Genomic DNA, 12,026 nt, shown 5'->3' with positions numbered 1-12,026 from the left:
GAACTTCTCGACACCGGCCCCCTGTGTTTCACGGCTTCGGCACCGAGACGGCGTTGTACGTCGTCGTGGGCGTGGGCGGTGTGGTGAAGCGGGCGTTGGGCAGGTAGAGGCGGCCGGCGAACGACGCGACGGTGGTCGGCACGTCGAACCGCGTGTCGGTGATCTTGGTCACGAGCGCGCCGCTCGACCCGTCCTTGGCCAGGGAAAACACCGCGATCGCGTTCAACCGGTTCTGCACGACGTACAGCGTGCGGCCCTCGACGAGCAGCCCGTCGCCGTTGGTCAGGACCTCGCCGCCCAGGTCGACGGCGGTCGTCACACCCGTGCGCGGGTCGACCCGGTGCAGTTGACCGGTGTTGCTCTGGACGATCAACAGCGCTTTGCCGTCGGGCGTCTCCGCGATCCCGTTGGCGTTGTTCACGCCGGGGGTCAGGACGAAGTCGCCGGTCAGCGGAATCGCGGTGTGCGACTCCGGCAACGAGCCGCGCCGCCCGAACGGGACGCGATAGAGCACCGCGTTGCGCGAGTCGGTGAAGTAGGCGGCGGCGTCGGTGATCACGACGTCGTTGACGAAAGTATTCGCGTCGGAGGTGAACCGGTAAGACTTGAGGATCGCTCCCGTTCGAGCGTCGACGACCCGTCCGTCACCACCCGCGCCACCGGCCACGAACAGCCGCTTGCGCCAATCGACCTTCACCCCGACCGAGGCCGTGCCGGGTCCTTGGCTGAACACCTCGCCGCGCCCGGTGCGGAGGTCGACGCGGAACAGGTCCCCGTCGGCCCGCGACCCGAAGTAGGCGGTCGGCGCGTCCCCGATCGCGATGCCTTCCGGCAGGAACCCGTCGGGCAGTCCGAACTCGGCGGGGAACGGGTGTGCTTGCGCTGCGGTGGCGGGCGCGGCGGTGACGAGGGAGACCCCCAGCACCACGGCGGCCAGCGCACCGAGTGTGCGTTGCATGAACACTCCTTCTCGCTTTGCGGCGGCCCCGGGAGTGTTTCGCAGCCCTCGTCACGCGGTGAAGCCCATCGCGCGCGTGGTGCGTGCATCTACAGCAAACCGACAGGACGACGGGAACCACCCTCGGCCGGCGGAGCGGAAGGTTAGGGGTCGGTTGAGATAACGAACAGATAACGGTGAGGTCGCGGACTGGGTTCGGTACGTATGCCACTGTGTCCACCGCCCACCGGCGGTCGGGGTTCAACGCACACATGCGCGTACCTACGACGAGGTGACACATCCATGACGCGAAACCAGGGGCGGCACCGCTTCTCCCGGCGCACGAAGCTGACTGCCGGCGTGACCGGGTTGGCGCTCACGATCGGCCTGGCCGTCGCGATCAGCACCACCGGCGATCAAGGCACCGCCCAGGCGGACGGGGCCGACATCTCCCTGTTCGTCGACATCACGAAGCAGCAGCGCAACGTGAAGGCGCCCCAGCCGCGACGGGGCGCGAGCACCGGCACGTTCACCGTGGACTGCGGCCGCAACGAGAACGGCCACTTCAACCCGGACAACTTCATCGCGCAGCCGGGCGTCCGCAACGGCGCCGAGCACCTGCACGACTACGTGGGCAACGTCTCGACCGACGCCGACTCGACCGACGAGAGCCTGCTGGAAGCCGACACCACCTGCAAGAACGGCGACAAGTCGGCCTACTTCTGGCCGGTGGTCCGGATCGACCGCGAGAACGAGGACGAGGAGCCGGGCGAGCCGGCCGGCGCGGAGGTCGAGTGCCCGGACGTGCAGCGCAAGCTGCGCAACGTGCCGCGCCAGGCCAAGGCCGAGGTGGACCGCAACCTCCAGGGCTTGAAGGACCAGATCGCGGAGGCCAACACCAAGCTGAAGGCCGCGGCGAACGTCGACGACCCGAACTTCGTCAACAACACCGTCCTGCGACCGCTGCGGGACAAGCGGACCGCGACGATCGACCGCATCGTGCAGGCCGTCGACCGGGTCGCCGAACGACCGCGAGGGCTCAAGAGGCTCGCGCCGTGCACGGTGAAGGACGGCGACGCCAACGACGCGCAGGTCGCCGAGGCGGCGCAGGAAGCCGAGGCCGACGCGCCGGAGAAGGGTGACGGCAAGAGCGCCAGCGACGAGAACGAGCTGCCCGGCAACGAGGGCGAGATCCAGCGCCCCGAGGTCGTGGACATCACCTTCCGCGGCAGCCCCGTCGGCAAGGTCGAGCCGATGCCGCAGTTCCTCCGGATCCTCTACGGCGACGCGAAGGTCTCCACGAACGGTCCGAAGAACGCGCGCAACTCGTGGACCTGCACCGGGTTCGAGGACAAGGTGCTGATCAACAAGTACCCGATCTGCCCCGAGGGCAGCAAGGTCAAGCGGATCCACGACTTCAACAGCTGCTGGGACGGCAAGAACACCGACAGCGCCAACCACCGCGACCACATCGTCGCGCCGAACCAGGACGGCAAGTGCCCCAAGGGGTTCAAGGCCGTGCCGCAGCTGCGGATCAGCCTGACCTACAACATCCCCCGCGACGTCCAGGTCGCCGGGCAGTACGCGGTCGACGCCTTCCCGCAGGAGGAGCACAACCCGTTCTCCGACCACGACGACTTCGCGAACGTGATGTCCGAGGAGATCATGAACCGACTGGTGCAGTGCGTGAACTCCGGTCGCCGGTGCAAGGAGTGACGATGATCCAGGCCAACTTCGCGTCCGGTGTGGACGAACTGCGCGCCACGGACGACGTGCGCCGCCTGCTCGACCGCCTCGCGGTGGCCCGGGAAGCCACCCTCGTGCACGGCGACTGCCCGGACCACCGGGTGTGGGTCGGCGTGCGCGGTGACCGCGGCGCGATGCTGTTCACCGACGTGATCACCGGCTCGTGGGCCAGCCTCGGCGAGGGCCCCCGCCGACGCCCCCGGTACGCCGGGGTCCGCTTCCCCACCCACTGCGAGATCCCGGTCGCCGACCTCGCGGTCGCGATCGAGGAGTTCCTCGCCACCGGACAGCGCCCCACGCTCGTCCCGTGGCAGCAGGTGAGGTGAGGAGGACGTCATCCCCGACCCGCGCGGCGGCGGGTCGGGGATGGCGCTCGTCCGCGGACCGGGTTCAGCCGGCTTGCAGCGCCAGGTACAGGTCCACCCGTTCGGTGAAGTCCGACAGATCCACGCCCAGCAGGTCCTCCACCCGGCCCACCCGGTACCTCAGGGTGTTCACGTGGACGTGCAGGCGTGCGGCGGCGGTGGTCCACGAGCCGGAGCAGTCCAGGAACACCCGGAGCGTGCCGACGAGGTCCGAGCCGTGCTCGGCGTCGTAGTCCAGCACCGGGCCCAGGAGCCGGCGGCGCAGCGAGCGGCGCAGTTCCTCCGGCACACCGGCCAGCAGGAGTTGGTGCAGGGCGATCTCCTCCCCCGCCACCACGCACGTCCGCCCGGTCCGCCGTTCGCCCAGCCGCCGGGCGTGCGACGCCTCTTCCGCCGCGCCGCGCAGCCCCGAGTGCCCGACCGGTGACGAGATCCCGACCAGCACCCTGGTCGAGCGCAGGCCCGGTTCCACCGCCCGCAACGCCGACCGCACACCTTCCGTCCACGCCCCGGACGGCGCGAGCGCGTACACCTCCGAGCCGACGGCGGACACCAGGAACGCCGACGTGACCGACGCCAGCACCTCCTCCACCAGCGCGACGGCCTGCTCCGCGTGCCCGTCCGAGGTTGACGCCGCCAGCACCCGCAGCGGCGCGTCCGGATCCCACCCGACCGCCGCGATCCGGGCCGCGAGGTCCCCGCCCGCGAACATCTGCCGCAGCAGCGGCCCGGCCGCGCGGTTCTCGATCTCCCGCCCCTGCACGACCCGCGCCCGCTCCACGCCGACCAGGCTGGCCAGCTCGGCGGCCACCTCGTCCTGCGTGCGGTCGCCGGCGACCACGAGGATCCACGACGTCAGCCGCGAACCCCCGCGCGCGGACACCGGCAGCAACGTCGTGCCTCGCACGACGCGGGGCAGCCGGTCGGCCAGCAGGAACTCCCGCACGAGCGCCGCCGCCTCCGGCAGCTCGGGCCCGGCGACGACGTGACCGGTGCACGACAGCACCCAGCACGGCGCGTCCAGCTCCGCCGCGCCGGCCGCCACCAGCTCCGACAGCCCGCCGCCGTCGGCGACCACGGTCAGCAGCCGCCGGTGCCTGCCGAGCAACGCGCCCGCGTCGCCGACCCGTTCGGCCGCCAGCTCCGAGACCACCCGTTCGGTGATGGCCGCGAACGACAGGTCGACCGGCACCTCCAGCAGCGGCACCCCGTACCGTTCGCACTCCCGCACGAGCGCTTCGGGCAAGTCGGCCGCGTCGGGTGAGCTGGCCGCCAACGCGGCGACTCCCGCCGCCGCCAGAGAAGCGACAAACTTTTCACAATCGGCGGCCGTCCGGTGCCACAACAGTCCGGAAAGCACCAGCTCGCCACCGGACAGGTAGCGGGCCGGATCGGGCAATTCGGTGCCGTAGAGCCTGGTCACAGGCCTGTCCAACGACTCGGCGCCGCCGACGAGGCGAAGTCGGAGTTCCGGCATCGCGAGCAGGCTCCGAACCAGCAACACAGGCGCCTCCTCCCCGTCATCCCGCCGGATTACCTTCGTCCGATCGTGTTTGTAGGAAAGCACAAATCCACTCGTCGTAGGAGTCTGGGATTCATCCACACCGCCCTAGCCGATCACCGCCCTGGGTCTGTGTACTGGCTCACACACCGCGCACTCCACCCCACCGAGGTTGCTGATGGATTTCCTCCGCCCCGACACCCTGGCCGAGGCGCTGGCCCTCAAGGCGCAGCGCCCGGACGCCGTGCCGATCGCCGGCGGCACGGACGTGATGGTGGAGCTGAACTTCGACCACCGCCGTCCGACCGCCCTGCTCGACCTGACCCGGATCGCCGAACTCCGCTCCTGGGACTCCGACGGCGGCAACGGCGACGGCGGCACGGTGCGCATCGGCTCCGGCGTCCCGTACACGCGGATCATCGACGAGCTGGGCGACCGCCTGCCCGGGCTGGCGATGGCGTCCCGCACGGTCGGCTCGCCGCAGATCCGCAACCGGGGCACGGTCGGCGGCAACCTCGGCGCGGCCTCACCCGCCGGTGACACACACCCCGTGCTGCTCGCCGGGGACGCCACCGTGGAGGCCGCCTCGACCAAGGGCACCCGGCTGATCCCGGCCACGGCGTTCTACCTGGGCGTGAAGCGCAACGCCTTGGCGCCGGACGAGCTGATCACGGCGGTCCACGTGCCGGTCACGCGGGCGCCGCAGCAGTTCGCCAAGGTCGGCACGCGCAACGCCATGGTGATCGCCGTGTGCTCGTTCGCCGTCGCCCTGCACCCGGCGCGGCAGCGGGTCGGCGCCGCGGTCGGCAGCGCCGCGCCCACACCGCGGCGCGCGTCGACGGCCGAGGAGTTCCTGTCCGCCGAGCTCACCGCCACCAACCAGTGGGACTCGCCGAAACCGCTGCTGGACTCGGTGAAACGGCGGTTCGGCGACCTCGTGGCGGAGGCCGCGAGCCCCATCGACGACGTGCGCGGCTCGGCCGCGTACCGCAAGCACGCCCTCTCCGTGCTGGCCCGCCGCACGCTCGACTGGGCTTGGCGCGACTACTCCGAGAAGGTGGCCTGACCATGCGCGTGAACGTGACGGTGAACGGCGAGCCGAGGCAGGCCGACGACGTCTGGGAAGGCGAGAGCCTGCTGTTCCTGCTGCGCGAGCGGCTGGGTCTGCCCGGTTCGAAGAACGCGTGCGAGCAGGGCGAGTGCGGCTCGTGCACGGTGTACCTGGACAACACGCCGGTGTGCTCCTGCCTGGTGGCCGCGGGCCAGGTGCAGGACCGCGAGGTTCGGACCGTGGAAGGCCTGGCCGACGGCGATCGGCTCGACCCGGTCCAGGAGGCGTTCGTGGAGGCGGGCGCGGTGCAGTGCGGGTTCTGCACGCCCGGTCTCGTGGTCGCCGCGCACGACCTGCTCGACCGGGTGCCGAAGCCGAGCGACCCGGAGATCCGGGAGGCCCTCGCCGGGAACCTGTGCCGCTGCACCGGGTACGAGAAGATCCTGGACGCCGTGCGCCTGGCCGCGACCCGCAAGGCGGACCCGGAGGCCGCGACCCGATGACGCCGACCATCCTCGACGGTGTCGCGGTGGCCACGGTGGACGCCGCCGGCACCGAGCACGCCTTCGGCCACGTCGTCATCGAGAACGGCCGGATCACGGCGGTGGGCGCGGGCCAGGCGCCCAAACCGACCGGCCCTCACACGTGGGTCGACGGCAGCGGCTGCCTGGTCACGCCCGGTCTGGTCAACACCCACCACCACCTCTACCAATGGGCCACCCGGGGCCTCGCCCAGGACGCCACGCTGTTCGAGTGGCTGACCACGCTGTACCCGGTGTGGCGCGGCCTGGACGCCGAGATCACGCACGCGGCGGCCTCCGCCGGGCTGGCGAGGCTCGCGACCACCGGGTGCACGACCGCCGCCGACCACCACTACGTCTACCCGCGCGACGGTGGCGACCAGTTCGCCGCCCTGGTCGAGGCGGGCAAGCGCGTCGGTCTCCGCCTGCACGCCATCCGCGGCTCGATGGACCGCGGTCGGTCGCACGGCGGGCTGCCGCCGGACAACCTGGTCGAGGACACCGAGGCCGCGCTCGTCGCCACCGAACAGGCCGTGAACGACCACCACGACACGACCCCGGACGCGCTGATCCGGGTGGCCGTCGGGCCGTGCTCGCCGTTCTCGGTCAGCGCCGAGCTGATGACCGGCGCGGCGGAGCTGGCCCGCGCCAAGGGCGTCCGGCTGCACACCCACCTCGCCGAGACGGTCGACGAGGAGGACCAGTGCCAGGCCGAGTACGGCTGCACGCCCACCGAGTACGCCGAACGCCTCGGCTGGCTCGGTGACGACGTGTGGCTCGCGCACACCGTGCACCTGTCGCCCGACGCGGTGAAGCGGCTGGGCTCCACCGGCACCGGCAGCGCCCACTGCCCCACCTCCAACGGCCGGCTCGGCACGGGCATCGCCCCCGTCCGCGACCTGCTCGACGCCGGCGCCTCGGTCGGCCTCGGCGTGGACGGCGCGGCGTCCAACGAGTCCGGCGGGATGGTCGAGGAGCTGCACCAGGCCCTGTTGCAGGCCAGGCAGCGCGGCGGTCCCAAGGCGTTGGACGTCCGCCAGGCGCTGTGGCTGGGCACCATGGGCGGCGCGCGCTGCCTCGGGCGCGACCGGGAGATCGGCTCGATCGAACCGGGCAAGCTCGCCGACCTGGCCGTGTGGCGCCTCGACGGTCTCGACCACGCGGGGATCGACGACCCGGTGGCCGCCCTGGTGCTCGGACCGCTGCCGAAGCTGAAGCTCCTGCTGGTGGGCGGCCGGACCGTGGTGGACGACGGCGAGCTGCGCACCACCTCCGAAACCGATCTCGCGCGCGACCTGCGCGCCGCCGCCGAGCGACTGAAGGGGACGCGATGAGCCTCACCCCCGCCGAACTGACCTCCGCCGTGGCCGGTGGCATCGGCTCCAGCCCGCAGCGGCCCGACGGGAACCTCAAGGTGCGGGGCGAGTTCGCCTACGCCTCGGACCTGTGGCACGAGGACATGATCTGGGGCGCGACCCTGCGCAGCCCGCACCCGTACGCGCGGATCCTCTCGATCGACCTGACCGAGGCGCTCCAGGTGCCCGGCGTGCACGCCGTGCTCACCCACGAGGACGTGCCGGGCCGGAACCGGTACGGGTTGGAGCACAAGGACCAGCCAGTGCTCGCCGAGGACGTCGTCCGCTACCAGGGCGAACCGGTCGCCCTCGTCGGCGCGGACCACCCAGAGACCGCGCAGCGCGCCATGAAGCGCATCAAGGTGGAGTACGAGGTGCTCACGCCCGTCGTGGACATGGAGACGGCGGCCGACGACACCCCGCTGCACCCCGGCGGCAACCTCGTGCGGCACGTGCCCGTGCGGCGGGGCGACCAGCACGCGCGGGCCGACGTCGTGGTCACCGGCCGGTACGAGGTCGGCATGCAGGACCAGGCGTTCCTGGGACCCGAGTCCGGCCTCGCCGTGCCCGACGAGGAGGGCGGCGTCGACCTCTACATCGCCACCCAGTGGCTGCACGTCGACCAGGGCCAAGTCGCGGCGGCCCTCGGCCTGCCACTGGAGCGGGTGCGGCTGACGCTGTCGGGCGTCGGCGGCGCGTTCGGCGGGCGCGAGGACCTGTCCATGCAGGTGCACGCGTGCCTGCTGGCGCTGCGCACCGGCAAGCCGACCAAGATGGTCTACAACCGCAAGGAGTCGTTCTACGGTCACGTGCACCGGCACCCGGCGGTGCTGCACTACGAGCACGGTGCCGACCGCACCGGCAAGCTCGTGTACGTCAAGGCCCGGATCCACCTCGACGGCGGCGCGTACGCCTCCAGCACCTCCGCCGTGGTGGCGAACGCCGCCACGCTCGGCGTCGGCCCCTACGACGTGGACAACGTCACCGTCGACTGCTGGGGTGTCTACACGAACAACCCGCCGTGCGGCGCGATGCGCGGGTTCGGCGCGGTGCAGTCCGCCTTCGCCTACGAGTCCCAGATGGACAAGCTCGCCGAGGCGCTCGGCATGGATCCGGTCGACGTGCGGATCGTCAACGCCATGAGCGAGGGCTCGGTCATGCCGACCGGGCAGGTGGTCGACTCGGCCGCGCCCGTCGCCCAGTTGCTGAAGCTGGTGAAGGACAAGCCCATGCCGCCGCAGGCGACCGCGGTCGACCTGCGCGACATGCCCGGAGGCGTCTCCAACACCACCCACGGCGAAGGCGTGGTGCGCGGTGTGGGGTACGCCGTGGGCATCAAGAACATCTGCTTCTCCGAGGGCTACGACGACTACTCCACCGCCCGGGTCCGGCTGCAGGTCATCAACGGCGAACCGGCCGCGCTGGCGCACACGGCGGCGGCCGAGGTCGGCCAGGGCCTGGTGACGATCATGCAGCAGATCGTGCGCACCGAGCTGGGCGTGGAGCGGGTGACGATCCTGCCGATGGACACCAGCATCGGCAACGGCGGCTCCACCTCCGCGTCCCGCCAGACCTACGTGACCGGCGGCGCGGTGAAGGCCGCGTGCGCGGCCGTGCGGGAGAAGCTGACCAAGCTCGCCGGTGGCCGCGACCTGTCCACCGTGGACCTGGCCGGGCTGCTGGGCGACGACGTGATCGACGAGACGGTGGAGTGGCGGCACCGCGCCACCGAGCCCATCGACCCCGAGACCGGGCAGGGCAACGCCCACGTGCAGTACGGGTTCGCCGCGCACCGAGCCGTGGTGGACGTGGACGTGGAACTCGGCCTGGTGAAGGTGGTCGAGCTCGACTGCGCGCAGGACGTCGGCAAGGCGCTCAACCCGCAGGCCGTGCTCGGCCAGATCCAGGGCGGCTCGGCGCAGGGCCTCGGCCTCGCGGTGATGGAGGAGATCCAGACCCGGGGCGGCAAGCTGCGCAACCCGTCGTTCACCGACTACCTCATCCCGACCGTGCTCGACATGCCGCCGATGAGCATCGACGTGCTGGAACTCGCCGACCCGAACGCGCCCTACGGCGTGCGGGGCGTCGGTGAGCCGCCCACCATCTCGTCCACCCCGGCCATCGTCGCGGCCATCCGCGCCGCCACCGGCCTGGCCCTGAGCCGCGTGCCCGTGCGACCGGAGCACATCACCGGCACCTGACCCCCGCGCAGACCCCCGCACCGAACGACGCAGTCGCCACGGCCGCCGTGGCGCGCTCGCGCACGCCCCGAGGAGCACCCCATGACCACGTCCGTCTCCCCCGACCACGCCTGGCTGCGCGAGTCGATCGACCTCGCCACCCGCAACGTCGCCGCCGGCGGCGGCCCGTTCGGCGCGGTGATCATCCGGGCCGGCGAGGTGATCGCGACCGGCACCAACCAGGTCACCACGACCCTCGACCCGACCGCGCACGCCGAGGTGGTCGCCATCCGGGCGGCGTGCCAGGTCGTCGGCGACTTCCGGCTCACCGGCTGCGTGCTCGTGTCCTCCTGCGAACCGTGCCCGCTGTGCCTGTCCGCGGCGCTGTGGGCGCGGGTGGACCGGGTCGTCTACGCCGCGGACCGGCACGACGCCGCCGCGGCCGGGTTCGACGACCGCGAGTTCTACGAGCTGTTCGGCCGGCCGCGCGAGACGTGGAGCCTGCCGGTGCACCAGAGCTCCACGGGCGTGGACACCGCGCCGTTCGCCGCGTGGCTGTCCCGGACCGACCGCGTCGACTACTAGCCGGAGCAGACCCCGGAGGCGGAACCGGAGCAGGCGACGGACCTCGGCGCGGCCACGAGCCGCTGGTGCTGACCGGAGCACCGAGAACACCGACTCGAACGCGTTCGGCTTCGCCCCGCCGAACGCGCCCACCGGCATGGGAAGGGCGGCATGACCCGGCTCAGCGATGACATCCCTACGCGGACCACCCGACTCGACCGGTTCTTCAGCGTCAGCGCGCGCGGCAGCACCATCGGCCGCGAAGTGCGCGGCGGTGTCACCACCTTCGTGGCGATGTCGTACATCGTGCTGCTCAACCCGCTGATCCTGGGCGCCTCGGCCGACATCACCGGCGCCCGCCTCACCGTCGAACAGGTCACCACGGCGACCGCGCTCGCCGCGGGCGTGATGACCGTCCTCATGGGTGTGGTCGGCAACGCGCCGCTCGCGCTCGCCGCGGGCCTCGGGGTGAACGGTGTCGTGGCCTTCCAGCTCGCGCCGACCATGACCTGGGCGCAGGCGTTCGGGCTCGTGGTCCTGGAGGGCCTGTGCATCGTCGTGCTGGCCGCGTCCGGGGTGCGCGAACGCATCATCAACGCCATCCCCGCGCCGCTGAAGACCGCCATCACCATCGGCATCGGCCTCTACATCGCGCTGGTCGGCCTGGTCAGCGCCGGGTTCGTGACCCGGACGCCGGACGCGGCCGGCTCCACCGTGCCGGTCCGGATGGGGCTGGACGGCCACCTGGTCGGCTGGCCGATCGCGGTGTTCTGCCTCGGCCTGCTGCTGATGATCGTGCTGCTGGCACGCGGCGTGCCCGGCGCGGTGCTGATCGGCATCGCGGCGGCCACCGTGCTGGCCGTGGTCGTGAACGCGGTGTTCGACGTGCCCGGGTGGGGTCTGGTGACGCCCGACCTGCCGGGCTCGGTGGTGGCCGCGCCGGACTTCGGGCTGTTCGGCGAGGTGGACCTGTTCGGCGGGTTCACCTCGGCGGGTGCGATCACCGCGACGGTGTTCCTGTTCACGCTGGTGCTGTCCGGGTTCTTCGACGCCATGGGCACCATCACGTCCGTCTCCGACGAGGCCGGGCTCACCCGGGACGGCAAGGTGCCGGGCATGGGCCGGATCCTGCTGGTCGACGGGTTCGGCGCGGTCGCGGGCGGTGTCACCGGGTCGTCGCCCAACACGGTGTTCCTCGAATCGGCCGCGGGCGTCGGCGAAGGCGCCCGGACCGGTCTGGCGAGCGTGGTGACCGGTGCGATGCTCGCCGCCACCCTGCTCTTCACCCCGCTCGCGGCGGTGGTGCCCGCGCAGGCCGCCGCACCGGCACTCGTGGTGATCGGCGGTCTGATGATGGCGCAGTGCCGGCGGATCCCCTGGGACGACGCGGATTACACGATCCCGGTGTTCCTCACCGCGGCCGTGATCCCGTTCACCTACTCGATCACCAACGGCATCGGCGCGGGTCTCGTGTCCTACGTGGTGATCAAGACCTGCAAGGGCCAGTGGCGCTCGGTCGGCTGGCTGATGACCGTGATCGCGCTGCTGTTCGTCCTGTACTTCGGGGTCGAGGGGTTCACCGCCGTCCTGCGCTAGGGAGGGTGTCGTGCGCGTGTCGGCCGCTTCGGTGCCGGAGTGGACCGCGCCGTGCGCGGCCGGTCTCACGGTCGAAGGGCGTCCGGTGGTGTTGTCGTGGTCGTTGGCCATGGGCACAGGTTCGGTGGAATCCCCGACCTTCGCAGCAACTTCTTCCTCGGTTGTGGACAACTCCCTTGTGGAGTCCCGGGGAACGGCTGCGGGAGGGCT

10 protein-coding genes are annotated in these 12,026 nt (G+C 71.7%); 8 read left to right on the top strand and 2 right to left on the bottom strand.

Annotated features, from left to right (window positions below):
- Positions 1–28: 28 nt before the first annotated feature.
- A complete protein-coding gene (locus tag LNK82_RS04180; protein WP_230565583.1) occupies positions 29–958 on the bottom strand; it encodes an SMP-30/gluconolactonase/LRE family protein in 930 nt (309 codons plus the stop codon).
- Positions 959–1,240: 282 nt separating this feature from the next.
- Here LNK82_RS04180 and LNK82_RS04175 point away from each other — a divergent pair, with 282 nt between their 5' ends.
- Both LNK82_RS04175 and LNK82_RS04170 read left to right on the top strand, forming a co-directional pair.
- Complete coding sequence (locus tag LNK82_RS04175; protein WP_230565582.1) at positions 1,241–2,653, top strand: DUF1996 domain-containing protein; 1,413 nt, start codon at positions 1,241–1,243, stop codon at positions 2,651–2,653.
- A gap of 2 nt (positions 2,654–2,655) precedes the next feature.
- The gene (locus LNK82_RS04170) at positions 2,656–3,009 is read left to right on the top strand and encodes an Imm1 family immunity protein (protein ID WP_230565581.1); all 354 of its coding nucleotides are present in this window, start codon (positions 2,656–2,658) and stop codon (positions 3,007–3,009) included.
- Positions 3,010–3,073: 64 nt separating this feature from the next.
- Here LNK82_RS04170 and LNK82_RS04165 read toward each other — a convergent pair whose 3' ends face one another.
- On the bottom strand, positions 3,074–4,552 hold the full coding sequence (locus LNK82_RS04165) for a PucR family transcriptional regulator (protein WP_230565580.1): 1,479 nt from the start codon (positions 4,550–4,552) through the stop codon (positions 3,074–3,076).
- A gap of 175 nt (positions 4,553–4,727) precedes the next feature.
- On the opposite strand from LNK82_RS04165, the gene LNK82_RS04160 reads away from it, so the two are divergent.
- The 6 genes from LNK82_RS04160 to LNK82_RS04135 all read left to right on the top strand — a co-directional run bounded on the left by LNK82_RS04160 (position 4,728) and on the right by LNK82_RS04135 (position 11,816).
- Entirely contained in the window at positions 4,728–5,615 is an 888-nt protein-coding gene (locus LNK82_RS04160) for an FAD binding domain-containing protein (protein ID WP_230565579.1), read from the top strand.
- Positions 5,616–5,617: 2 nt separating this feature from the next.
- Positions 5,618–6,103, top strand: a complete 486-nt coding sequence (locus LNK82_RS04155; RefSeq protein WP_230565578.1) for a (2Fe-2S)-binding protein — start codon at positions 5,618–5,620, stop codon at positions 6,101–6,103.
- Complete coding sequence (locus tag LNK82_RS04150) at positions 6,100–7,455, top strand: 8-oxoguanine deaminase (protein WP_230565577.1); 1,356 nt, start codon at positions 6,100–6,102, stop codon at positions 7,453–7,455. The genes LNK82_RS04155 and LNK82_RS04150 overlap by 4 nt, the downstream gene beginning before the upstream one ends.
- Positions 7,452–9,677: a molybdopterin cofactor-binding domain-containing protein gene (locus LNK82_RS04145; protein ID WP_230565576.1), complete on the top strand. Its 2,226-nt coding sequence runs from the start codon at positions 7,452–7,454 to the stop codon at positions 9,675–9,677. The genes LNK82_RS04150 and LNK82_RS04145 overlap by 4 nt, the downstream gene beginning before the upstream one ends.
- Before the next feature lie 81 nt (positions 9,678–9,758).
- Complete coding sequence (locus LNK82_RS04140) at positions 9,759–10,241, top strand: nucleoside deaminase (RefSeq protein WP_230565575.1); 483 nt, start codon at positions 9,759–9,761, stop codon at positions 10,239–10,241.
- Positions 10,242–10,391: 150 nt separating this feature from the next.
- The gene (locus LNK82_RS04135; RefSeq protein ID WP_230565574.1) at positions 10,392–11,816 is read left to right on the top strand and encodes an NCS2 family permease; all 1,425 of its coding nucleotides are present in this window, start codon (positions 10,392–10,394) and stop codon (positions 11,814–11,816) included.
- The last annotated feature ends 210 nt before the right edge of the window (positions 11,817–12,026 follow it).

It is taken from the genome of Saccharothrix luteola, from assembly GCF_020859565.1.
Taxonomy (GTDB): domain Bacteria; phylum Actinomycetota; class Actinomycetes; order Mycobacteriales; family Pseudonocardiaceae; genus Actinosynnema; species Actinosynnema luteola.
This window is presented reverse-complemented; position numbering and strand designations above follow the sequence as displayed.